The following is a 25,217-nucleotide window of genomic DNA, read 5'->3' on the forward strand; positions in this document are numbered from 1 at the left end:
ACCCGGCGTGAGGTCATCAACCATACGCGAGTCGGTGCAGACCCGCCAGACATGGCAAAAAGGAGTGCGGAGTATGGCGGTTCACAAGCCCAATGAGATTCCCGATGATGGGAACGCCCTCAGGCAGACCGCCCTATTCAAACAAGTTCCCAGGCAGGATGCCGATCAGCTTTTGGACACCATGCATGAGTCCACGTTCGCCAAGGGTTCCACTGTCTTTCGACAGGGTGACACCGATCACCACATGTATCTGCTGGAGGAGGGCCGGGTCAAACTGGTCCGCCAGTCGCCCGACCGCCGAATCCAGCTGCTCAGCATCCATGGGCGCGGGGAGATCCTGGGAGAGATTCCCGTCTTTGACCCTTCCGGCGGGCCGCGCACAGCCTCGGCCGTGGTCATGGTCAACAAGACCAAGGTGGCGGCTCTGGACCACGATACCCTCTTCGACTGGCTCAACCAGCATCCCAAGGTGGCTGTGGACATGCTTCAGGTGCTGGCCCACCGCCTGCGGACCGACAACGAGCGTATCTCCGACCTGGTCTTCTTGGATGTGCCTGCCCGCCTGGCCAAAACCTTGTTGGATCTGGCTACACGCTTCGGCGAACCCTTCGAGCAAGGGTTGATGGTTCCTTACGATCTGACTCAGGAAGAGCTGGCACAGCTGGTTGGCGCCTCACGGGAGACTGTCAACAAGGCCCTGATGGACTTCTCCAACCGGGGATGGATCTCTCGTAAGGGCCGCACCATCATCATTTTCCAGCCAGGACCGCTGATTCGACGCTCGCGCATGTGAACGCCACTGCTCGGTAGAGCCGACGGCCTAGGATGGAGACCATGCCCGAACAAAAGAAATCCATGTCGGTTAGGCGCTTCTTCACGCTGCTGCTGGCTTACCTCATCTTCTGCGTCGCAGGTGGCGTGGTCGTCTCTGGTTTCCTGTTTCCCGCTGTCTTCGGTATCAACGCCGCCTCCAGGAATCTGATGCCTGCCCTGAAGACGGACAACATCGACTTCAATGTCAACGATCTGCCCCAGCAGTCCCGCCTCTACGCCTCCGACGGGCATACAGTCATCGCCACATTCTATGCACAGAACAGGATCGTGGTGCCTATCAAGGATGTCTCCGACTACATGCAGAAGGCTGTAGTAGCCCGCGAGGATCGCCGTTTCTTCGAGCATGCCGGCGTGGACACCCAGGGCGTGCTCAGGGCCTTCATCCAGACCTACATCAAGCAGGGCGACACCCAGGGAGGCTCCTCCCTGACCCAGCAGTATGTCAAGAACGTACTCATGAGCCAGGCTGAAGAAAACAACGACCCCATCGCGGAGTACCACGCCCAGGAGGAGACCATAGCCCGCAAGATGCGAGAGATGCTGATTGCGGTGCAGATGGAGAAGAAGTACTCGAAGGCTGAAATTCTTCAAGGGTATTTGAACATCGCCCAGTTCGGCACCAATGTCTACGGGGTTGAGTCGGCAGCCAGACGCTACTTCAGCAAGTCGGCCAAGGACCTGGACCCAGGCGAGGCCGCCACCATCGCCGCCGTGACCAAGAATCCCGCCCGTTTTGACCCCACCGTCAATGTCAAGGCCTCCCAGGAGCAGCGTGACATCGTCCTGGATCTGATGCGCCAGGAGAACTACATCACCCAGCGCCAATATGACGAAAATAAGGCCAAGCCTCTGGATCAGATGCTCCATGTGCAGTCGGTCGATGCCGGTTGTCAGGCGGCTGGAGACGCAGCCTTCTTCTGTGATTATGTGACCAAGCAGATCCTTAACTCCAAGGAGTTCGGCAAGAGCCAGGAGGAGCGGAACAAGCTCCTTAAGGAGGGTGGCCTGGATATCTACACCACTATGGATGTTAACGCCAACGCCGCAGCCATGAAGGCTGCCCGGGACACCATCCCCGTGGATGATCAAAGCGGCTTCGAAGTCACGATAGCCTCCATCCGCCCAGGTACCGGCGAGGTCCTGGGCTTCGGCATCAACCGCATCTACGATGCCACCCAGAATTCGGGAGGCGGCACACGCACGGCCATCAACTATGCCGTGGATCAGGTCGACGGCGGCGGCTGGGGATTCCCAGTGGGATCCACCTGGAAACCCATCAACCTGGTGTCTTGGATGAAGGCCGGCAAATCCATCAATCAGTCCCTACGCACCTCCACCAGTTACCCGCAGACCTCCTTCGCCTGCAAGATGGCGGACGGCACCCCCTACGGGTTCGGTACCGCCAGCTGGCATGTGGAGAACTCGGGCGGCGGCACCACCTCACCGGAGACCCCCCTACAGGGTCTGGTACGCTCGCACAACACCACCCAGGCCTCCATGGCCCAGCAGATCGGTCTGTGCACCATAGCCGATACAGCCAAGGACATGGGCTACCACAATTCGCCCAAGGACCAGATGGACATCCACTCGGTCAATACCTTCCAGCCGCCTATGGTCATCGGTGCGGTCCAGGCTTCCCCGCTGACCATGGCCAACGTCTACGCCACCATCGCCGCCAAGGGAGTGGCATGCAGCCCCATAGCCATGACCAAGGTGATTGACAAGAACGGTAAGTCCGTCAAGGTGCCCAAGGCTAACTGCCATCAGGCCATCGATCCGGGTATCGCCGAGACTACCGCCTACGCACTCAACCAGGGCGTTGTCCAGCCAGGAGGCGAGGCGTCCACGACCCAGCTGGACGGGGGACGCAAGACCTTCGCCAAGACCGGCACCCACGAGGACAAGTACATGCTGACCGGCGGATTCGTGCCCCAGGTGGCTGCATTCGTCACCGTGGGCAATGCGGAGGGTCAGGTCTCCTTCAACAACAGGACCATCAACGGAAGGTCCATGCACACCTGGTACGGCATGTATATTGCCACTCCGGCCTGGAAGGACTTCATGAACACCTACCTGGCCGCAGCCAATATCCAGCCGGACAACTCCTACGGCAATCCCGATCCCCGGTTCACCGGCGGAGTCCAGCAGCTTCAGCCGTCCCAGCAACGGTCCACGGGCAGACAGCGGCAGACCTATCGTCAAGGGCAAGGGGGACAACAGGGGAATCAAGCGACCAGTCCGGACCAATCACAGACGGTGAATTCTCCAGAGGACTAGGGCCTGTGCCTACAATAGAGACCATTAGGGATTCGTCGACGGGCGGACCAGGAGGGGTACGGTCGCCCGTCGGGAGAGGCAGGAACTGATGGTCCAGGAATATTCAGAGCTGGATGACAAGGCCCCTCGGGCCGACGGCCGGGTCAATGCGGATCAGGCAATGCCGGGGCCGGTAAGTGGCTCTGGCAGGTTGGATGTGTCCAAACCGATCTGGTCCTCAGGGTCGGATAGTGCTGACGAAAAGAAGAAAACTGGCAAGGCTGCCAAGGGGATCAAATTGTCCAAGAAGGCCAAAAGAGTCAAAAAGGCCCGGAAAGCAAAATCAGGAAAAAGGCGGGAGATTGCGCTGCCTGCGCTCTTCCAGCCTATGGAACTGCGCGACCAGCATATCCGCAACAGGATCTGGTTGCCGCCCATGGACACCTATTCGGTCCTGCGGCACGACGGAGTTCCTACCAACTTCCACTATCAGCACTATGTGTCTAGGGCCCTAGGCGGCTTCGGAGTCGTTATCGGTGAGGCCACGGCTGTAAATCCCCAGGGGCGGATCTCACCCTGCGATGTAGGGCTGTGGAACGACGAACAGACCAGGGCCTGGCAGGGCATCGTCCGGGATGTCAAGGCCGCTGGAGCGGTTCCTGTCGTCCAGCTCAATCACTCGGGGCGCAAGGGCTCTTCCGGGTGCTCTTCCATGGGCTATATCAACGCCACTGTACCCGTGGCTGAGGGCGGCTGGCAGCCCGTAGGCCCCAGCCCCATCGCCTACGGGAAGATGGCTGTCCCGGTCCAGCTTTCGCGGGCTCAGATAGCTTCCATTGTGGCTGACTTCCGCTCTGCCGCCGTTCGAGCCGTCCAGGCCGGCTTCCTGGGAGTGGAGCTGCATGCCGCTCACGGTTACCTGCTCTCCCAATTCCTTGATCCCCTGATCAACCGACGCAATGATGAGTACGGGGGCGACCTGTCCGGCAGGATGCGTCTGCTGATTCAGGTGACCGATGCCGTGCGCGAGGTCATTCCCTCGGGCATGCCCCTGCTGGTGCGCATTTCCGCCACCGACTGGGCCACTGGCGGATGGGGCCTGGACGAGACCATCCGTACTGCCAAGGTGCTCAAGCTGCACGGTGTGGACCTGATTGACGTTTCCACTGGAGGTCTGGTGCCAGGTGTGGAGATTCCTGCCGCTCCCAACTATCAGGTGCCCTTCTCATATCAGGTGCGGAGCCAAGTGCTGATTCCCACTACGGCGGTGGGGCTGATCACCAAGCCCAGGCAAGCCGACCGGATTGTACGCAAGGGCTTGGCCGACGCGGTCGAAATCGGCCGAGCCAGTCTGCGCGACCCCTACTGGCCGCTCAGGGCCGCCTACAAACTGGGGCTGTCCGCTCAGCAGACCCCCTATCCTGAGCCTTACCGGCGCGGGGCCTACGGCATCGCCCGCTAAGAGCAGCCATGGAAGCTGTTCGCGGCGGAGCGGGGACCATTGTGGTCATGCCCACCTATCAGGAGGCCGACAACATCGGGGTGACCCTTCCTCAGCTGCTGGCCTGTTGCCCCGAAGTCGATGTCCTGGTCGTCGACGACAACTCGCCGGACGGTACCGGCGCCATTGCCGGGGATATGGCCAGGCGCAATCCTCGCGTCCATGTTATCCATCGCCATTCCCGCCGTGGGCTGGGTCCAGCCTACGTGCAGGGGTTCCGTTGGTCGCTGGAGCAAGGCTATGACCTGATTTGCGAGATGGACATGGACGGCTCCCATAGGCCCAAGGATCTGGCCAGAATGCTGTCTGTGGCCCGAGGTGATGCACATCCGGGTTTGGTCATCGGCTCGCGCCGGGTGCGCGGAGGCCGAACGCAACATTGGCCCTGGTATCGGGATCTGATATCGCGTGCGGGATCCTGGTATGCCCGCACTGCTTTGGGGTCATCCGTGCGGGATATGACCGCCGGCTTGCGGGTCTATCGAGCGGACGCGCTCAGGCGGATCGATCTGGGAAGGGTCCGATCCAGCGGTTACGTCTTCCAGGTGGATATGCTGCGTCGAGTCCAGGCCATGGGCCTGAGCGTAGTCGAAGTCCCTATAGTCTTCGTGGAGCGGGTTCGCGGAAGCTCGAAGATGGATGCCGGGATTGTTCTGGAGGCCATGGCCCAGGTGACTCTGTGGGGACTTGAACGGCTGCTCCGTCGAAATTGACATTGGGCTATATTCGTGTTCGCTTTTATAAGCGACCTTGCAGGCCTTTGTTGAAGTCTTGAAAACAGACTTCACCTTGGCCGACAGATTTCTGTAATAGCCGCGGCAGGCCTCTGGTATATGGAAGAATGGTCCGGTTATCTAAGAAATACCGATTTTTGGCCGTTGCTTTTGAGCGGCGACCGTAGACTAAAGGTCGGTTTGCCAATTTGGGCGAATGTGTGCGATAATGTTCGAATGATATCGTCACAACGCCAACACCTGATACTGAACCGGTTGCGTACTCGTGGCGCAGTCCGCATAACCGCCCTCTCCAAGGAGCTGGGCGTTTCCGCCATGACCATCCGCCGGGACATTGCCGACCTGGCGGACAAGGGCCTGCTCAAAAGGGTCCACGGAGGGGCCGTCACCACCAGCTCGCTTCTGGCTGAGCCGCTCTTCTCGGTCAAGTCACAGATGGACATGGGTCTCAAGGACACCATCGCCCGTCGCGCCATCGACTATGTCTCACCGGGCGACGTCATCGCCATCGGCGGCGGGACTACGGCCTATGTCTTCGCCCAGCATCTGCTGGAGAGTCGTCAGTGCGCCGGCGTGACCCTGCTGACCAATTCCATACCCGTGGCCGAACTGGTTCAGGCCATGGAGAGCAAGGACGTGGAGGTCATCGTCACCGGCGGCGTCATCACCCGGTCCAACTCCCTGGTCGGCCCCATTGCAGACAAGGTCATCGCCTCCCTGCGGGTCAACACGGTCTTTCTGGGTACCCACTCGGTCTCCATACCCCGCGGCTTCCTCATGCCCAACTCCCTGGAGGCGGCTACGGATATGGCATTGATGGACATCGCCGATCGGACCATCATTCTGACCGACCACACCAAGTGGAGCTGCACCTCCCTGTCCTTGTTTGCCTCCTTCGACCAGGTGGACACCGTCATCACCGACGACCAGTTGGATCATGAGTCGGCCGAGGCCACCCGGTCCCTGGTCAAGCGGCTGGTTCTGGTGCCGGTCAACCCCGAGGAAGGCCAGGCTCATGACGGGTCCTCCGGCGGGTCCGGGCCTGAGGCCGGGGACGCGGACCATGCCGGATGAGCAAGCAGCCACCCAAGGATGCGCCGGTTGCCATAGCGGGTTGCCATGGATTGTCAATCATCACGGACGATGAAGGAGCAGCATGAAGTCAGAGCAGTATGTCCCCCAGCGGTATGTTCCCGGCGACTACGCCAGAGAGCACATTCGCATCACCCCCACCAGGCTGGCCGACGGACGTCGGTTCTTCTACCTGGATGATGATCCCGAGTACGTCTCCGGTCGCAGGACCAGGCGCCTGGACGATCCTCGTCCGTTGACCGACCGGTTCGCTCCCCATCAGGATCAGGAGGGCAGGGCGGTGCCCTTCCAACCGCCGCAGATGCGCCGGGATCCTCTGACTGGAGACTGGATCCCCATGGCCACAGCCCGGATGAACCGGCCCATCACTGCCGGCCCGCAGGCCACCGCCAAGGGTAACCCCCTGGCCGCCAGAAAGCCTGGAGATCCCTACCAAGATGGAGAGATTCCCGATGTGGACTACAACGTGGCAGTCTTCGAGAACCGTTTCCCCTCCATGATGCAGGTGCCCAATACGCAGACGGCCGACCAGTCCTCCCTGGTGGACGGTAACCCCCTATGGCCGGTGCGCGAGGCCAACGGACGCTGCGAGGTGGTCTGCTTCGATCCTGACGAGCACGCACTCCCTGCCGATCTGCCGGTCTCCCGTCTGCGGACGGTGGTGGAAGCCTGGGCCTTCCGGACTGCGGAGATCTCGGCCATGGAGGGCATCGAACAGATCTTTCCCTTCGAGAACCACGGCCAGGAGATCGGCGTTTCGCTGGCCCATCCCCATGGACAAATCTACTGCTATCCCTTCATCGCCCCCCGGCTGGAGCAGGAGTTGAGGCAGTGCGCCGACTACCGTGAACGCACCGGCGGCAACCTCCTGGCGGGCATTCTCAAGGCTGAGCTGGATTCCGGTCGACGTGTCGTCTTCCGCAACGCCACCTGGGTGGCCTACGTGCCCGCCGCTGCCCGCTGGCCCCTGGAAGTCCACATGGCCCCTGTGCGCGACGGGATCCTGAGCCTGGATCAGCTGAACGACCAGGAGCGCTGGGATCTGGCCGTCATGTATTCCACCCTGCTCAAGCGGGGCAACGCCTTCTTCGACAAGGGCGACGGCAAGGGGATGGACCTGCCTTACATCGCCGCCTGGCATCAGGCCCCGCTGCACGATCCGCGGCGGGAGGACTACCGGCTCAACCTGCAGTTCTTCTCCTTCCGTCGTGCTGTGGACAAAATCAAGTATCTTGCCGGGTCTGAGTCGGGCATGGCCGCCTGGGTTTCAGACACCACCCCCGAGCGGATTGCCGACCGTTTCCGCCAGCTGGGGCCCTTGGATCTGGAGAGGGGAGAGAATCAATGACGACCACAGTCGAATTCATACAGCCCTGGACCCAGGGCGCTGACGGCCAAGGAGCCACCAAGGCCCGAGAGCTCTTCCAAAAGGTCTATGGCTTGGATCCCCAGGGCGTCTGGAGCGCCCCCGGTAGGGTTAATCTCATTGGCGAGCACACGGATTACAACGCGGGTCTCTGTCTGCCCATCGCCCTGCCCAATCGTACCTATGTGGCTGCAAGCCCCAGGACGGACAGCCGGATCCGTCTGGTCTCCACCATGGATCCGGAGAATCCGGTCCAGGCTGACCTGGATGGTCTTCAGGCCCGGGGAGTGAGCGGCTGGGCAGCCTATCCGGTCGGCGTGGCCTGGGCCCTGCAGCGGGATGGCTTCCCCCAGGTTCGAGGGTTCGATCTGGCCCTGGCCTCCTGCGTGCCGGTGGGATCCGGGTTGAGCTCCTCGGCGGCCATGACCTGTGCCGTGGCCCTGGCCCTGGATGACCTGTTCGGTCTGGGACTGGGTGGTGACGAGGCTGGCCGGGTCAGACTGATCCAGGCCGCCATCACTGCGGAGAACGATATGGCCGGCGCTTCCACCGGCGGCATGGATCAGAGCGCTGCCATGCGGTGTCGATCCGGTTGCGCCTTGCGGTTGGACTGCCGGCCTGAACTGGACGCCATGAGCAATGTGCGGCAGGTACCCTTCGACCTGCAGGCTGCGGGCCTGGAGCTGCTGGTCGTCGATACCAGGGCCCAGCACCAGCTCAACGATGGCCAATACGATCAGCGGCGGGCCGCCTGCGAGCAGGCTGCGCATCTGCTGGGGGTGGCCAACCTGCGCCAGGCTGCGGACCGGGTCAATGGCGCTGCTGATCCCCCATCCGCCCTGGTTGCCCTGCTGGAGCAGCTGCCCGATGAGACCATGCGTCGGCGGGTCCGCCACGTGGTCAGCGAGATAGGACGGGTGGACCGCTTCATCGAGGCCTTCGGCAGAGGAGATTACGTCCTGGCCGGCCGTCTGATCAATGCCTCCCATGACTCCCTTAGGGACGACTACGAGGTCACCTGCACGGAGCTGGATGAGGCCGTGGACGCAGCACGCCAGGGCGGGGCCTACGGAGCTCGCATGACCGGCGGCGGGTTCGGCGGATCCATCATCGCCCTGGCTGACGCCGGCAAAGGTTCCGATCTTGCCCGTGACATCGCCGAACGATTCGCCTCCAAGGGATTCAAGGCCCCCAGGGCCCTGATCGCCCTGCCATCCTCGGCGGCTGCGCGCGAATCGTGAATCCAGACTGCAGACCTCTACGACCCCGCTTCTCCCGGCGCTCCTCTAAGCTGGGGGGAGCGGGGTCCTGGTTTTCAGGGGGTCCGGTCAAGGGCGAGGTGGATGAGGAGGACGGTCATGGACAAGGCGATCATCACAGTGGTGGGAAAGGATGCCATTGGCATCATTGGCAAGGTCTGCACAGACCTCTCCCAGCAAGGTGTCAATGTGCTGGATATCTCGCAGACCATTCTGGACGGCTTCTTCACCATGATGATGATCGTGGACTGCACCGCCTGTAGGGATGATTTCGATGCACTGAGCCAGCGGATGGAATCTTTGGGAGAGGACATCGGAGTCTCCATCCGCTGCCAGCGCGAGGAGATCTTTACCAGGATGCACCGGGTCTGAGGAGGCAGCCATGATCACACGTGACGAGGTCCTGGAGACCAACGACATGATCGACCGGGAGCGTCTGGACGTACGCACCATCACCATGGGCATCAGCCTGCTGGACTGCGCCAGTCAAGATGTGGACATGCTCTGCCGGAACATCCATCGCAGGATCGTTTCCTTGGCTGGCGATCTGGTGTCCACTGGGGACTCCATTGCCCGCGAATACGGCATTCCCATCGTCAACAAGCGGATCACCGTCACCCCCATCTCTCTGGTAGCCGCCGGAGCCTGTCACACCGTGGAGGACTATGTGGCCGTGGCCAAGGCCCTGGATCGCTCGGCCCAGGAGGTCGGCGTCAACCTGATCGGTGGTTACTCGGCCCTGGTCGGCAAGGGCATGACCCCGGCCGAGCGACTGTTGATCAAGTCCCTGCCCAGGGCGCTGAACCAGACGGAACGGGTCTGCGCCAGCGTCAACGTGGGCTCCACCAGAACGGGCATCGATATGGATGCCGTAGCCCTCATGGGCCGGGTCGTCAAGGCCACCGCCGAGAGCACTGCCGACTCGGACAGCTCCGGCTGCACCAAGCTGGTGGTCTTCTGCAACGCTCCGGACGACAATCCCTTTATGGCCGGTGGCTTCCATGGGGTTAGCCAGGGGTCGGCTGTCATCAACGTGGGGGTCTCCGGCCCCGGCGTGGTCAAGACGGCCTTGGAATCAGCCAAGGGAGCGGACTTCGGGCAGCTCTGCGAGACCATTAAACGGACCGCTTTCAAGATCACCCGGGTGGGTCAGCTGGTAGCCCAGGAGGCCAGCCGTCGTCTAGAAGTGCCCTTCGGAATCATCGATCTGTCCCTGGCGCCCACCCCTGCGGTGGGGGACTCGGTGGGCGAAGTCCTGCAGACCATGGGTCTGGAGCAGGTGGGCGCCCCAGGGACCACTGCGGCCCTGGCCATCCTCAACGATCAGGTCAAGAAGGGCGGCATCATGGCTTCCAGCTCGGTGGGCGGGCTGTCTGGAGCCTTTATTCCCGTGTCCGAGGATGCCGCCATGATCCAGGCTACGCAAGAGGGAAGCCTGACCCTGGAGAAGCTTGAGGCCATGACCTGCGTCTGCTCGGTGGGGCTGGACATGATCCCCATCCCCGGGGACACTTCTGCGGAATCCATCTCCGGCCTTATCGCCGACGAGGCGGCCATCGGCATGATCAACCAAAAGACTACAGCAGTCAGGGTCATTCCTGTCATCGGCAAGCAGGTGGGCGAGTGGGCCGAGTTCGGCGGGCTCATGGGCGGCGGGCCGGTCGTGCCTGTCAATACCCGCTCATGTGCCGACTTCATCAACCGGGGCGGACACATCCCGGCTCCCATCCACAGCTTCAAGAATTGAGTGCGCTCGCGGGGTTCAGCGGCCGCCTTGGAATCCCAGCTGCCGCCAGGCCTCGTAGATGGCTATGGAAGCGCAGTTGGTCAGGTTCAGGCTTCGCAGGCTGGGCCGCATGGGCAGCCTGACCTGTTCGGCCACGTGAGGGCCGGCCATAATGTCCATGGGGTCGGGGATGTCGCCCGGCTCGGGGCCGAACAGGAGGATGTCGTCCGGCCGGTAGTTGACCTCGGTGTAGAGCTTGTCGGCGTGGGCGGTGAAGGCGATGATCCGGCTGCCGGGCATGGAACGGACCAGGTCGTCGAAGTCCGGGTGCAGGACCACGTGGGCCATGTCATGGTAGTCCAGGCCGGCCCGGCGCAACTTGGTGTCCTTGAGGTTGAAGCCCAGGGGCTCTATCAGGTGCAGGATGGTGCCGGTCACGGCGCACAGGCGGATGGCCGAGCCGGTGTTGCCGGGGATCCGCGGCGAGTAGTAGCACAGGTGGGGTGTGGAGGTCTTTACCCGGCTGGCCTGCTCGGCCTTCATCATGGCGTCCACTACCGAGATGGGGTTGCCGTGGGCGTCGGTGACCAGTTCATCCGGACCATAATTCGATTTGCGGTATCCGTACTCGTACATGCTTTCGACAGCCTTCGATGGGTCGTCGGACCGCTCCTGCTCCTGCCTGTTCATGAGGCCAACCTACCGTCGCCAAACGACAGGTAAGGGAACATCGGTCGGCACCGTCAGGCAGAATACGGCGGTTGAATGAGGCAGAATCGGATGGCGAAGGGCGGTGTGACCATGGAGAACGCGGAAACGGCCTTGGCGGAGATTGAGCCTATCCGCCTGAGGCTGTTCGACTGGTGGAGCCGATATGCCCGCGACCTGCCCTGGCGCTTTGGGCGGACCACGCCTTGGGGGGTCCTGGTCTCCGAGGTCATGAGCCAGCAAACCCAGATGAGCAGGGTGGTGCCCTACTGGGCGGCCTGGATGAAGGTCTGGCCGGATGCGGCCTCCCTCGCTGCCGCGCCCAAAGCTGAAGTCATCACGGCCTGGGGCCGACTGGGCTACCCGCGCCGAGCCCTGCGCTTGCAGGAGTGCGCGCAGCAGGTGGCCGGCCAGTATGCAGACCGGCTGCCCCGGGATTACGACCAGCTGGTGGCCCTGCCTGGCATCGGCGACTACACAGCCAGCGCTGTCATGAGCTTTGCCTACGGCGAGCGGATCGCCGTCATCGACACCAATATTCGCAGGGTGCTTTCCAGGGTCTTTCTGGGGCGTGAATCCACCGGTGGCGCTGCCAGCCGAGAGGAGCGCCAGCTGGCCTGGCAGGTCCTGCCTGAGGACGGAGAGCAGAAGCGTGTTAGCGCCGACGACGGAGGGCCGGAGGATGTCGGTGTTCAGGACGGCGGTGCCCAGGAAGATAGTGGGCGTCTGGGACTTGCTGATCCGAAGGTCAGGTCGGCAGCCTGGCGGGAGCCGCCCTCGGCCCGATGGAACCAGGCCGTCATGGAGCTGGGAGCCACGGTCTGCATCGCCCGCAAGCCGGCCTGCGATATCTGCCCTCTGGCCGGCCACTGCCGCTTTCTCAAGGCCGGAATGCCCGGTCTAGGCGTAGGCAGAACCAGGCCCCGGCAGCGCTTCGCGGGCACCGACCGGCAGGTACGCGGTGCCATTCTTCAGGCCCTACGGCAGGCTTCGGGCGAACCCGTCTCCAAGGAGGACCTGAGACACCTGTGCGAGGACGAAATCCGACTTGATCGGTGTATCGCCTCCCTGGACGAGGACGGCCTTCTGGAGATCGGCCAGAACGGCAGCCTAAGTCTGCCGCAGTGAAAGCTGCCCTGTCGATTAGACTGGGAAAGTATGGCCAAGCGACGCATGAGCGAAAAGAAGCGGCGGATGTATCGTCGCCGGAGGATTGCGGCAGCCCTGCTGGCGGTGCTCTTCCTGCTGGTCTGTGCTGGCCTGGTTTGGGGCGTGGGGGCCGGCATCAGAGCACTGCGCGGAGGCGATGGGGGCCAGGGAGTCTCGACCAGCGCCCGGCAGGACGCAAAGACCAAAACCAAGGACAAGGACAAGCAGGGCAAAGATCAGAAGAAGGACGCCGGCAAGAAGCGTTCCTCCGGAGCTCCTGACTGTAACAAGGGGGATCTGGCTCTGGAGCTGGCTGCACCTAATCCCAGCACTGAGGTCGGCGGGTCCATCGACTTTACGGCAACCATTCGTCACAAGGGAACGGGCTCATGTTTGGTGGATGGTTCCGACGGCGGCCGTGTGCTCGTCATCACCAGCGGTCAGGATACCATTTGGCGCTCCGATGCCTGCCCGGTTGGGGCGCGCACCCTGCTCATGGCCACAGGAGACAAGGACGTGCAGACCATTACCTGGCATGCCGACAGGAGTCAGGACAGCTGCCAGCCAGACCAGAAGTTGCTCAGGGTCAAGGCCGGTTCCTACCATGCCACGCTGGTGCTCAAGGCCGATTCGCACGTGGTTTCCCAGTCAGTGCCGATCATGATTCAATAGCAGCTTTTCCAAGACGACACGCCGATTGCGTCCAGGTCCTTCGCCTGCTATAGTTTTGTCTTTGCATGAGGTGTGTCATATAGCGGGCATGCATCATCGAGGAGATGCCCGCGAATAGGCATATGGCGGCCATTCGGCATCTCCCTGGGGTAACAGGAATGATCGAGTACGGCGAGCGATAAGGAACGTCCATTTTGGCTGCCAATAAAGCTGTAAGTAGTACCACCGCAACGCAGGCACGCGCTGACGAACACGACATCAAACTGCACAAGGCCACCGATCGTGTCAATTTCGGATCCATCCGCGAACCCATCGAGGTGCCCTACCTCCTGGGCGTGCAGACCGATAGCTTCGACTGGCTGGTCGGCAATGACCGCTGGAAGAAGCGTGTCGAGGAGGATCGGGTCAACGGGACCCATACCGTGGCCCCCGTCTCCGGCCTGGATGAGGTCTTCCAGGAGATTTCTCCCATCGAGAACTTCGCGCAGACCATGAGCCTGACCTTCTCCGATCCCTACTTCGAGGAGCCTCGGCACACGGTCCAGGAGTGCAAGGAGAAGGACTACACCTACTCCGCCCCCCTGTACGTGAACGCCGAGTTCGAGAACGGGGACACCGGCGAGATCAAGTCGCAGACCGTCTTCATGGGCGACTTCCCGCTGCAGACCCCCCACGGCACCTTCATCATCGGAGGCTCGGAGCGCGTCATCGTCTCCCAGCTGGTCCGCTCTCCCGGCGTCTACTTCGACCGTACCCAGGACCGCAACTCCGACAAGGAGATCTTCGGGGCCAAGATCATCCCCAGCCGGGGCGCCTGGCTGGAGTTCGAGATCGACAAGCGCGATGTGCTGGGCGTGCGCGTGGACCGCAAGCGCAAGCAGTCCGCCATCGTCTTCCTCATGGCCATCGGCATGACCAAGCCGCAGATCCGCAAGGCTTTCAAGGGCTATCCGCTGGTGCTGGACGCCCTTGAGAAGGAGACCATCGAGACCCAGGACGAGGCCCTGACCGACCTCTACCGCAAGATCCGGCCCGCGGACACAGCCTCGCCCGAGGCCGGCCGCAACCTGCTGGATTCCTTCTACTTCAACACCAAGCGCTACGACCTGGCCCGGGTCGGCCGGTACAAGATCAACCGCAAGCTGGGGCTTGAGGCCGACTTCAACGACCGCAGCCTGCATCCCGAGGACATCATCGCCACCCTGAAGTACCTGGTGACCCTGCATGCCGGCGGGCAGACCTTCCCCGGCCGCCGCGACGGCCAGGACATCGAGCTGCGGGTGGACGTGGACGACATCGACCACTTCGGCAACCGCCGCATCCGCCAGGTGGGCGAGCTGATCCAGAACCAGTTGCGCACCGGCCTGAGCCGTATGGAGCGCGTGGTCCGCGAGAGGATGACCACCCAGGATGCGGAGGCCATCACCCCGCAGTCCCTGATCAACATCCGCCCGGTCAACGCCACCATCAAGGAGTTCTTCGGAACCTCCCAGCTGAGCCAGTTCATGGATCAGAACAACCCGCTGGCCGGCGTGACCAACAAGCGTCGTCTCTCGGCCCTGGGCCCCGGCGGCCTGTCCCGCGACCGCGCCTCCATGGAGGTACGCGATGTGCACCCCTCCCACTACGGACGCATGTGCCCCATCGAGTCCCCTGAAGGCCCCAACATCGGCCTGATCGGCTCCCTGGCCACCTTCGCTCGGGTCAACCCCTTCGGCTTCATCGAGACCCCCTACCGCAAGGTCATCGATGGCCAGGTGACCGACGACGTGGTCTACATGACCGCCGACCAGGAGTCCGAGCACACCATCGCCCAGGCCAACCAGGAGATCGACGAGACCGGACACTTCGTCGAGGACGAGGCCCTGGTGCGTGACGCTGAGGCCGAGGCCAAGGATGTGCCCGTCTCCCAGGTGGATCTGATGGATGTCTCCCCCCGGCAGATGGTTTCGGTCGGCGCCTCCCTGATCCCCTTCCTGGAGCACGACGAGGGCCACCGAGCACTGATGGGCACCAACATGCAGCGTCAGGCCGTCCCTCTGGTCAAGTCCGAGCGGCCCCTGGTGGGCACCGGCTCCGAGTGGCGCTCCGCCATCGACTCCGGCGATGTCATCCTGGCCGAGAAGCCGGGCGTGGTCACCTATGTCTCCGCAGACATCATCCGCGTAATGAATGACGACGGCACCCAGTCCTCATACAAGCTGGCCAAGTTCCAGCGGTCCAACCAGACCACCTGCTACAACCAGGTCCCCCTGATCAAGGACGGGGAGCGGGTCGAGGCCGGCACGGTCCTGGCTGACGGCCCCGCCACAGAGAAGGGCGAGATGGCCCTGGGCAAGAACGTCCTGGTGGCCTTCATGCCCTGGAACGGCTACAACTACGAGGACGCCGTCATCATCTCTCAGCGGCTGGTCCAGGACGACACCCTGAGCTCCATCCACATCGAGGAGTACGAGACCGACGCCCGCGAGACCAAGCTGGGCGCCGAGGAGATCACCCGCGACCTGCCCAACGTGGGCGAGGATGCGGTGGCCAACCTGGACGAGCGCGGCATCATCCGCATCGGCGCCGAGGTCGAGGCCGGGGACATCCTGGTCGGCAAGGTCACCCCCAAGGGCGAGACCGAGCTGACCCCCGAGGAGCGGCTCCTGCGAGCCATCTTCGGCGAGAAGAGCCGCGAGGTGCGCGACACCAGCCTGCGGGTGCCCCACGGCGAGACCGGCACGGTCATCGAGGTCAAGGAGGTCACCCGCGAGGATGCCGAGGAGGACGGCGATGAGCTGCCCAACGGCGTCAACCGGATGATCCGGGTCTACATCGCCCAGCACCGCAAGATCACCCAGGGCGACAAGCTCTCGGGCCGCCACGGCAATAAGGGCGTCATCTCGAGGATCCTTCCCGAGGAGGATATGCCCTTCATGGCCGATGGCACCCCCATCGACATCATGCTCAACCCGTTGGGCGTGCCCTCCCGTATGAACTTGGGACAGGTCCTGGAACTCCACCTGGGGTGGATCGCCCACTCCGGCTGGGACATCAGTCTGGATCCCGACCTGGAGGCCGAGTGGAAGAAGCACATCCCGGCAGGTGCCGAGAAGGCCGAGCCCGGCACCGCCGTGGCCACCCCGGTCTTCGACGGCGTGCGTGAGGACGCCCTGAACGGTCTGCTCAAGACCACCCTGCCCAACCGTGACGGCGAGCGCCTGGTGGGCGATGACGGCAAGGCCGTGCTCTACGACGGCCGCACCGGCGAGCCCTTCACCAAGCCCATCTCCGTGGGCTACATGTACATGCTCAAGCTCCACCACCTGGTCGACGACAAGATCCACGCCAGGTCCACCGGACCGTACTCCATGATCACCCAGCAGCCCCTGGGCGGCAAAGCCCAGTTCGGCGGCCAGCGCTTCGGCGAGATGGAGGTCTGGGCCCTGGAGGCCTACGGCGCCGCCTACACCCTGCACGAGATGATGACCACCAAGTCCGACGACGTGGACGGCCGTGTCCGGGCCTATGGAGCCATCGTGCGCGGGGAGAACCTGCCGGCGGCCGGCATCCCCGAATCCTTCAAGGTGCTGCTCAAGGAGATGCAGTCGCTCTCCTTGAACGTGGAGGTGCTCAACGCGGAAGGCAACGTGATCGAGATGAAGGACGAGGACGACGACCCGAGCGCCGCCTCCGACGACCTGGGCTTCAACATCGGCGCCCGCCCGGACGCCGCCGCCAAGGCCGACCAGTCCGCTCCCGAGCCGGAGTACCGCTGAACCACCAGTCACAGGGATGCCCGCTTGAAGGGCATCCCGCCAAGAGGCAAACTTCAGAGCAGTTACAAGATCAGAGACAGGACACAGAGTGCTGGACGTCAATGCATTTGACAAACTGAGAATCGGACTGGCCACGGCCGATGACATCCGCGGCTGGAGCTATGGCGAGGTCAAGAAGCCGGAAACCATCAACTACCGTACCTTGAAGCCCGAGAAGGACGGCCTGTTCGGCGAGCAGATCTTCGGACCCACCCGCGACTGGGAATGCGCCTGCGGCAAGTACAAGCGCGTGCGTTTCAAGGGGATCGTCTGCGAACGCTGCGGCGTTGAGGTCACCCGCTCCCGCGTCCGCCGCGAGCGTATGGGGCATATCGAGCTGGCCGCCCCCGTCACCCACATATGGTTCTTCAAGGGCGTGCCCTCCCGGCTGGGATACCTGCTGGACATCGCGCCCAAGGACCTGGAGAAGGTCATCTACTTCGCGGCCTACATGGTCACCAAGGTGGATGAGGAGCAGCGCCACAAGGACCTGCCCGACCTGCAGGACGAGTTCGACAATGAAATCTCCCAGCTGGAGAAGAAGCGCGACTTGGAGATCGACAAGCGCGCAAAGAAGCTGGAAGAGGACCTGGCCGAGCTGGAGAAGACCGACGAGGTCAAGGGTTCCATGAAGGCACGTCTGCGCAACGGAGCCGAGCGGGACATGACCGCCATCCGCAAGCGCTATGACGACCAGATCCAGCGGATCACCGCCGTCTTCGACCGCTTCAAGACCCTGAAGCCCGGCGATATGGAGGGCGACGTTGATCTGTGGCGGGAGATGCAGGACCGCTACGGTGACTACTTCGAGGGCTGCATGGGCGCCGAGGCCATCAAGAAGCGTCTGCAGGACTTCGACCTGGAGGGTGCCGCCAAGGAGCTCCGTCACGAGATCGACACTGGCTCCGGCCAGCGCAAGGCCCGTGCCCTCAAGCGGCTCAAGGTGGTCTCCGCCTTCCTGAACACCGGCAACAAGCCCGAGGCCATGGTTTTGGATGTCGTCCCGGTCATCCCGCCCGACCTGCGCCCCATGGTGCAGCTGGACGGCGGCCGCTTCGCCACCTCCGACCTGAACGACCTCTACCGGCGCGTCATCAACCGCAACAACAGGCTCAAGCGCCTGATCGAGCTGGGCGCCCCCGAGATCATGCTCAACAATGAGAAGCGCATGCTCCAGGAGGCAGTGGACTCCCTCTTCGACAACGGCCGCCGTGGGCGTCCCGTCACCGGAGCCTCCAACCGTCCCCTGAAGTCCCTGGCAGACATGCTCAAGGGCAAGCAGGGCCGCTTCCGCCAGAACCTGCTGGGCAAGCGTGTGGACTACTCCGGCCGTTCCGTGATTGTGGTCGGGCCCTCCCTGCGCATGCACCAGTGCGGCCTGCCCAAGCCCATGGCCCTGGAGCTCTTCAAGCCTTTCGTCATCAAGCGGCTGGTGGACCTCAACTACGCGCAGAACATGAAGAGCGCCAAGCGTCTGGTGGACCGTGGCGATCCCGAGGTCTGGGGCGTGCTGGAGGAGGTCATCTCCGAGCACCCCGTCCTGCTCAACCGTGCGCCTACGCTGCACCGTCTGGGCATCCAGGCCTTCGAGCCCATCCTGGTCGAGGGCAAGGCCATCCACCTGCCCCCGCTGGCTTGCGCGGCCTTCAACGCCGACTTTGACGGCGACCAGATGGCAGTCCACCTGCCCCTGTCGGCAGAAGCCCAGGCTGAGGCCCGCTCCCTCATGCTGGCCTCCGACAACATCCTCAAGCCCGCCGACGGCCACACGGTCACCATGCCCTCCCAGGATATGATTCTGGGTCTGTACTACCTGACCACCGTGGTTGACGGCGCCAAGGGCCAGGGCCGGATCTTCTCCAGCCTGGCCGAGGCCCGGATGGCTCTGGACCTGGGCGAGATCGACATGCAGGCCAAGATCCTGCTGCGGGTGCCCGCCGACTTCGTCATGCCCAAGGACTGGAAGCCCGGTGACCTCAAGGTCGTCGACCCTGAGCCCGGCAGCCCTGACGTGGTCAAGGAGGAGGTCTTCAAGGACGGCTCCAGGCTCTTCGCCACCAACTATGGGCGGGTCCTGTTCAACCGGACGCTGCCTGTGGACTACCCCTTCATCAACGAGCAGGTGCCCAAGGGCAAGCTGTCCGGCATCGTGGACGACATCGCCACCCGGTACTCGACCGCACAGGTGGCGGCCACCCTGGATGCCCTGAAGGACCTGGGCTTCACCCGGGCCCAGTGGTCCGGCGTGACCATGGCCTTCTCCGACATCGTGGTGCCGCCCGAGCGCAGCGAGATCGTCAACGAGTACCAGGGGCAGGCCGCCAAGGTCAACTCCCAGTACGACATGGGTCTGCTGACCGACGAGGAGCGCCGCCAGGAGCTGATCAACCTGTGGACCGAGTGCACCGACAAGGTGGCTGATGCCATGCAGGAGCATTTCACTCCGGACAACAACGTGAACATCATGGTCCAGTCCGGGGCACGAGGCAACTGGATGCAGATCCGTCAGATCGCTGGAATGCGAGGCCTGGTGGCCAACCCCAAGGGCGAGATCATCCCTCGACCGGTCAAGTCCAACTACCACGACGGTCTGTCGGTGCTGGAGTACTTCATCTCCCAGCACGGCGCCCGCAAGGGTCTGGCCGACACCGCACTGCGTACCGCTGAGTCGGGTTACCTGACCCGTCGTCTGGTCGATGTCTCCCAGGACGTGATCGTGCGCGAGGAGGACTGCGGTACCATGCGCGGTCTGACCATGAAGGTGGCCGAGCGCGACGAGCAGGGCAACTTGGTCCTGGTCAAGGCCGCCGACGGCGGACCCTACTCCAGGCTCCTGGCCGCCGACGTCATCGATCCCAAGGACGGCAAGACTGTGCTCTACAAGCGCGGTGACGCCCTGTCCATGGATGTGCTGCGCGACATGGTCGCCCACGGCGTGGAGGAGGTCAAGGCCCGTTCGGTCCTGACCTGCGAGTCCACCCGCGGGGTGTGTGCCAAGTGCTACGGCTGGTCCCTGGCCACCAACAAGCTGGTGGACGTCGGCGAGGCCGTGGGTATTGTGGCCGCCCAGTCCATCGGCGAGCCCGGCACCCAGCTGACGCTGCGTTCCTTCCACTCCGGCGGTGTGGCTTCGGCCTCCGACATCACCCAGGGTCTTCCCCGTGTCACCGAGCTCTTCGAGGCCCGTACCCCCAAGGGTGAGGCTCCCATCGCGGAGTTCCCCGGAACCGTCAAGGTGGAGGACACCGACCGCGGCCGTCAGGTGACCCTGACCCCGGACGACACCTCTGTGGAGGCGCTGACCTACCCGGTCACCCGCCGTGCGCCCATGATGGTCAAGGACGGACAGCATGTCGAGGCCGGCACCCAGCTGATCGAGGGCTCCGTGGATCCCAAGAAGATCCTGCGCATCCTCGGCCCGCGCGCCGCCCAGGTGAACATCGTCAACGAGGTGCACACGGTCTACCGCTCCCAGGGCGTGGACATCCACGACAAGCACATCGAGGTCATCGTCCACCAGATGCTCCGCCGCGTGACGGTCATCGACTCGGGTGACACCGACCTGCTGCCCGGCGAGCTGGTCGATCAGGCCAAGTTCAAGGCCGCCAACATGAAGGCCGTCAAGGCCGGAGGCAAGCCGGCCGCGGGACGTCCCGAGCTTATGGGCATCACCAAGGCCTCCCTGGCCACCGACTCCTGGCTGTCGGCCGCCTCCTTCCAGGAGACGACCCGCGTGCTCACCGAGGCCGCCCTGAACCAGAAGGTCGACGACCTGAAGGGCCTCAAGGAGAACGTGATCATCGGCAAGCTGATTCCGGCCGGCACCGGTCTGGCCAGGTACCGCAACGCCACCGTGGAGCCCGACAAGGCCATCCGCGACACCATCTACCCCAACTTCGGTCTGGGCGGTGGCGACGTGGATTTGAGCGACGCCGACCTGAACGATGTGGACTTCTCCAACATCGACTTCGGAGATCTGAAGTTGGGCGACGACTTCAACCCGGACGACTTCCTCAACGACCAGGGCGGCCAGAGTCATCTGGACACCCCTAACGTGCAGGATCCGTCAGCTGAGACCGGCGATCAGACGGCTGCCACAGGCGCGGGATCCTCGGATGCCGCCGATGGCAGTGACTCCGATCAGAAGCCGTCCCAGCAGCCTGGTTCGGCCACCTTCTCCTCTTCGGAGGATCAGCACTCCAACCAGTGAGTGCCTGCACGACCAGTAGCCGCAGATCCTCTTGGGCCAGATGATCTGGCCTCGAGGATTCGGCTGCAGGATATGCGATAAAGGATGAGGGCCCGTGCGATCATAGCGATCGTACGGGCCCTCATCTTGTTTTCTCGCGGTCAAGATTGCAGGCAGACAGTGACGACGATGGCTGTAGATGACGGCTATTTGGTGGCCATATCTGGTCAGGGAAGAATCGTTTCGGCAAGACCAGCATGGCAGGTAGGTCAGCGCAAATGCCGAGTGGAAAGCAGGGTCCGCCAACGTCGGGTTCGTGGCAGGGATGCCAGGATGGCAGATCGAAGCTTGTCCACCAGCTGCCAGCAGTCTTCGGCCTCCTGTTCATCGGAGGGGTGCCGGTCGAAAGAGGCCTGATCGGCCATGCTGCGCAGTCGATCCAGATCCCCGCGCAGTCCGGCCGCCGAGGACCCTGGGGGATCGGTCAGAAGGGTCTGGGCAATCAGAGCCGCTTGCTCGCTACGGGTGCCGTCCAAGGACAGGCCAGTCTGCCTGCTCAGGTTGCCGATCTGTCGCCAGCCGGCGCGGATACGTGTCTTTGGGTCACCCGTCGACCGTGCCCGTCTGCGCAGCGAGGCCTTGACGGCCAGCAGGAGCAGAATCAGGAGAGTCGGCAGCCAAACCGGCATGGTCCAGAGCGTCATTTTGGCTATCAAGGGTCCGTGCCGTTTCCAGAAGGAGGGTGAAGACTGCGGGGATGCTTCCTGGCCGCCGACGGTGGTCCTGCCCTGGGTTGTGCGGTTGTCGTGGGGAGGGTCGACCAGCGGGGGCGGTGGCTGGCGGACCAAGGTGCGCGGATCGGGCGGTGTGGAGTCCAGGGATTTGTCCGGGGTCTTGGTCTCTGGTGGTGTGGGGTAGAAGGGAACCCATCCGAGTCCTTTCAGATTGACCTCCACCCAGGCCTGGGCGTCACGTCCCGTGAAGTCGACTCGGGTGCTCCCGTCCGCCTGGGTCCTGGTCCGTGCTCGGCTGATGGAACCGTCATGGTTCTTGGGCAGGAATCCCAAGACCACCCGGGATGGTAGACCCATCTGCCTGGCCAGGAGTGCCATTGCTGAGGCGTATTGCTCGCTGTCGCCCACCATGGCCTGGCCCTGCAGGAGCTGGTTGATTCGATAGTCACCATGGCCGGAGGGCGAGGGATAGTCGCCGGCCAGACCATGGGAGAACCATCCCTCCTTGCGTAGCCGTTCCTCGATGGCCAGTGCCCTGGCGCCGCCGCGCACCTGCATGGAGGTCATGGAGGCAGCCGCTTTGGGCAGGCTTTCAGGGGCATCCGACAGGGGAGGCACCTGCGCATCTCCCGGATCGCTGTCGGCTATGCGACGCGTTGCGGGTCGGTTTTGGGCCACGCCGTGCACTGTATAGCTGGCTCCTGCCTGTAGGGCCTGATCGGTCAGAGCAGTGTCCGTAGCCTTGTTGAAGTAGAGGTCTTTCCGTTGCAGGTCCTGGTCCGGATCGATGCTGCCGACCTGTCCGGCGGAGGGCAGCCAGGCGTGGTCGAATCCTTCCCTAATTAGAAAGGTTGCGGTAAAGGGCTGTCCGGTTTGTTCGCCGTCTTTGGTCTTCTCCTGCTGCCTTTCTGTGCGGATCTGGGCGCCGATGCGCCGGTAGTCGGCGGCTCCTGCGCCTGAGGAGTCGGACAGATTCCAGACCTTGCCGTCATAGCGGTCCATGACTGCCATTCGGACCGGCGTGCCGGCGGGCAGATTGCGTACCGTGACCAGGGTATCGTCGCGGTGTCGTTTGACATAGGCACGATAATCGCTCAAGGGGCTGGTGAACTGGTAGGGGTCCATGGGGGGCTGATAATGGTCGCGGATAACCAGCCGGGTCGGAGCGGGCAAGATTTCAGCGGAGAAAATCATTCCGGCTACCAGGGCCAGGGTCAGAAGAGTGGATGCGAGTCCTTGCAGACGCAGCAGACCCAGTCCACTTGCGCTCCAAATCAGCAGAAGCAGCCAGAGGATGCCGCCCGTCAATGCCGGATAGAGGCCTCCGCTGGTCCCTAGGGCTGCTGACACAGCCATGGTGGCCAGGATGGGCAGGGTGGCTGCCAGGACGGCCACTGGGTGTGCCGGCCGTCCCAGATTGCGGCCTAGGCCATGGCGGGCCAGCAGCACGGCCAGACAACAGGTCCAGAGCATCAGCGTCCACAGGGCCATCAGTCCGCAGGCTTCCTGTCCGAGAGGCGGATCGATGGCTACCAAGGTTTTGAAAGCGCCGAAGGTGGATGACCAACCTTGTGCCAGGGTTGTCCTGGTGGGCAGGACGTGTGCCAAGGTGGTCCCGTTCAGAGTGAAGATGGGGCCGAGCAGGAACTGGGCCGCGATCAGCAGCAGAGGCTGGAGGAGGGCTGTAGCAATATTACGGCGAGGGAGCATGGCGATCAGCAGTCCGGTCAGACAAGCTGCGGCTCCCACTGTCAGCCAGAAGGACATGCTGCCGTAGACCGGCAGCAGCTGCAGTCCGGCCAGCAGATCGAGGGGCGCCAGTGCGGCGACCAGAATGATAGGGGAGCGGCGCCTGGTGGGGTCGACTCTGGATTGCAGACCAGTCCGGTCGATCAGACGAATCGGCTCCCTCTGGGCTCGATCCATCCATGATGCAGATGATGCACTCATGGCTGGTTCTCCAAGAGGATGGGGAGGTCCCGAATACTACCCAAAACGGCGTTGACCAGGCCCGGCTGTGCCTGCAGGCTTGGATGAGCATCCAGGTCAGCAGCCAGCAGCATGACTGGGGAGGCGCTCTGAGCCGATTCACCCATCAGCGCTGAGGGTTGGCAGTCGCTCAGCGAACCGGTCACCAGAATGGTCAGACTGATCTGTTTGGAAGCATCAGTCCGGTCAAGTAAGTCATAGCCGTCTTGGCGGGGGTGGATGGCACTGCAGGCGTCCAGAAAGCTACGGGGATCTTCCGTGGGCAGGATGGTTCCATGGGTATCGGAATTGTCTGGTTCCGGGGCCAGCGCTTGCAACCGATGGCCATCAAGCAGGCATCGGCAACCCAAGGAGGCATAGATTGCAACTGCAAGCTCGAACTCATCCGCGTTCCGGTAGGAGGCGGCTTGGCCGTCCAGGATCAGTTCGGTCCTAGTGCGCAAGGTGGGCTCGTACTGACGGACCATCAGTGTGCCGGCCCGGGCAGTGGACAACCAGTGGACCCGTTTCATGTCGTCGCCCGGAGCATAGGGGCGCAGGGCATGGAATTCCAGGTCGTCGTCGACAATGCCGGGACCAGGATCCCCCTCCAGGTCGCGTTCCAGTCCGGCTTCAAGGGGCGGCAAGGCAACCGTGCGGGGATGGATATAGAGTTTTCGGGCGCCTGCCAGGATTCGACGGCGGCGAATGATTCCCAGCGGATCCCCGGCCTCCATGGTCACCGGGCCCAGGTCAATCACACCACGGGACCTGGCTTCCAGCTTCAAGCGGATCTGATGACTCTGGCCGGGAGCCAGGGCAGGCAAAGGTGCCATGACGGCTCCCTGGCCTAGAGCCAGACCGATTCGGCCGCGGCGGGTGGAGCGGCTGCCTGGGTTGGTCAGAACCAGGATCAGCTCGGCCTGGCCACCCATTTCCAGATGTCCCTGGTCCAGACTCGTTTCAGCGCTACAGGACAGATTGCCCAGGCTCATCAGCAATCCCAGAAGTAGCATGCCCGCGCCCAGCAGAGCCCCTGCCAGCAATTCACGCCAGCCTGTAGGGACGAAGGCCAGAGCGCACAAGAGCGCGGCCAGGGCCATGGCTCGGCCCAGGGCAGTGACCGACTTCCACAGGTCAGCGGTCTGGGCTCGCATGCCCTGTCTGGATCCGGCCGAGGATGCCGGTATTTCCTCCGGGGCAGGTCGGCGGGCAAAGGCGGTCATGGC

16 protein-coding genes are annotated in these 25,217 nt (G+C 63.2%); 13 read left to right on the forward strand and 3 right to left on the reverse strand.

All coding sequences use genetic code 11. The annotated features are described in order from the left end of the window. The first annotated feature begins 73 nt into the window (after positions 1-73). The 9 genes from ACUIAI_RS01060 (at position 74) to ACUIAI_RS01100 (ending at position 10,789) form a co-directional block, all read left to right on the forward strand. Positions 74-793, forward strand: a complete 720-nt coding sequence (locus ACUIAI_RS01060) for a Crp/Fnr family transcriptional regulator (protein ID WP_110412474.1) — start codon at positions 74-76, stop codon at positions 791-793. Positions 794-834: 41 nt separating this feature from the next. Next, complete coding sequence (locus ACUIAI_RS01065) at positions 835-3,111, forward strand: transglycosylase domain-containing protein (RefSeq protein ID WP_254476883.1); 2,277 nt, start codon at positions 835-837, stop codon at positions 3,109-3,111. 88 nt (positions 3,112-3,199) lie between these two features. Further along, the gene (locus tag ACUIAI_RS01070) at positions 3,200-4,552 is read left to right on the forward strand and encodes an NADH:flavin oxidoreductase/NADH oxidase (RefSeq protein WP_445342336.1); all 1,353 of its coding nucleotides are present in this window, start codon (positions 3,200-3,202) and stop codon (positions 4,550-4,552) included. An 8-nt stretch (positions 4,553-4,560) separates the two neighbouring features. Further along, positions 4,561-5,304, forward strand: coding sequence for a polyprenol monophosphomannose synthase (locus tag ACUIAI_RS01075; RefSeq protein WP_254476885.1), 744 nt, complete (start codon positions 4,561-4,563; stop codon positions 5,302-5,304). A gap of 219 nt (positions 5,305-5,523) precedes the next feature. Beyond that, positions 5,524-6,399 carry a DeoR/GlpR family DNA-binding transcription regulator gene (locus tag ACUIAI_RS01080; protein WP_254476886.1) on the forward strand — a complete coding sequence of 292 codons (876 nt, stop codon included), beginning with the start codon at positions 5,524-5,526 and terminating at the stop codon, positions 6,397-6,399. Positions 6,400-6,481: 82 nt separating this feature from the next. Further along, positions 6,482-7,765 carry a galactose-1-phosphate uridylyltransferase gene (gene galT, locus ACUIAI_RS01085; protein ID WP_445342337.1) on the forward strand — a complete coding sequence of 428 codons (1,284 nt, stop codon included), beginning with the start codon at positions 6,482-6,484 and terminating at the stop codon, positions 7,763-7,765. Further along, positions 7,762-9,024, forward strand: a complete 1,263-nt coding sequence (galK, locus tag ACUIAI_RS01090) for a galactokinase (RefSeq protein WP_445342338.1) — start codon at positions 7,762-7,764, stop codon at positions 9,022-9,024. The genes galT and galK overlap by 4 nt, the downstream gene beginning before the upstream one ends. A gap of 117 nt (positions 9,025-9,141) precedes the next feature. Then, positions 9,142-9,414, forward strand: a complete 273-nt coding sequence (locus tag ACUIAI_RS01095; RefSeq protein ID WP_015021435.1) for an ACT domain-containing protein — start codon at positions 9,142-9,144, stop codon at positions 9,412-9,414. Between the two features lie 10 nt (positions 9,415-9,424). Beyond that, complete coding sequence (locus ACUIAI_RS01100) at positions 9,425-10,789, forward strand: PFL family protein (RefSeq protein ID WP_445342339.1); 1,365 nt, start codon at positions 9,425-9,427, stop codon at positions 10,787-10,789. A gap of 15 nt (positions 10,790-10,804) precedes the next feature. On the opposite strand, the gene ACUIAI_RS01105 is transcribed toward ACUIAI_RS01100, so the two are convergent. Next, positions 10,805-11,458, reverse strand: a complete 654-nt coding sequence (locus ACUIAI_RS01105) for a tRNA (cytidine(34)-2'-O)-methyltransferase (RefSeq protein WP_254476890.1) — start codon at positions 11,456-11,458, stop codon at positions 10,805-10,807. A gap of 111 nt (positions 11,459-11,569) precedes the next feature. Between ACUIAI_RS01105 and ACUIAI_RS01110 the strand changes: the two genes are divergently transcribed. The 4 genes from ACUIAI_RS01110 to ACUIAI_RS01125 all read left to right on the forward strand — a co-directional run bounded on the left by ACUIAI_RS01110 (position 11,570) and on the right by ACUIAI_RS01125 (position 21,307). Continuing rightward, positions 11,570-12,604, forward strand: coding sequence for an A/G-specific adenine glycosylase (locus ACUIAI_RS01110; protein WP_445342780.1), 1,035 nt, complete (start codon positions 11,570-11,572; stop codon positions 12,602-12,604). A gap of 30 nt (positions 12,605-12,634) precedes the next feature. Then, positions 12,635-13,297 (forward strand): hypothetical protein, encoded by a 663-nt coding sequence (locus ACUIAI_RS01115; protein WP_445342340.1) that lies wholly within the window; start codon positions 12,635-12,637, stop codon positions 13,295-13,297. 194 nt (positions 13,298-13,491) lie between these two features. Beyond that, on the forward strand, positions 13,492-17,058 hold the full coding sequence (gene rpoB / locus ACUIAI_RS01120; protein WP_198190528.1) for a DNA-directed RNA polymerase subunit beta: 3,567 nt from the start codon (positions 13,492-13,494) through the stop codon (positions 17,056-17,058). 88 nt (positions 17,059-17,146) lie between these two features. After that, positions 17,147-21,307: a DNA-directed RNA polymerase subunit beta' gene (locus tag ACUIAI_RS01125; RefSeq protein ID WP_445342341.1), complete on the forward strand. Its 4,161-nt coding sequence runs from the start codon at positions 17,147-17,149 to the stop codon at positions 21,305-21,307. Positions 21,308-21,555: 248 nt separating this feature from the next. Here ACUIAI_RS01125 and ACUIAI_RS01130 read toward each other — a convergent pair whose 3' ends face one another. Continuing rightward, complete coding sequence (locus ACUIAI_RS01130) at positions 21,556-23,970, reverse strand: transglutaminase-like domain-containing protein (protein ID WP_445342342.1); 2,415 nt, start codon at positions 23,968-23,970, stop codon at positions 21,556-21,558. Beyond that, entirely contained in the window at positions 23,967-25,214 is a 1,248-nt protein-coding gene (locus tag ACUIAI_RS01135) for a DUF58 domain-containing protein (protein WP_445342343.1), read from the reverse strand. Before ACUIAI_RS01135 ends, ACUIAI_RS01130 begins: the two co-directional genes overlap by 4 nt. Between the last annotated feature and the right edge of the window lie 3 nt (positions 25,215-25,217).

It is taken from the genome of Bifidobacterium sp. ESL0827 (assembly GCF_052606685.1).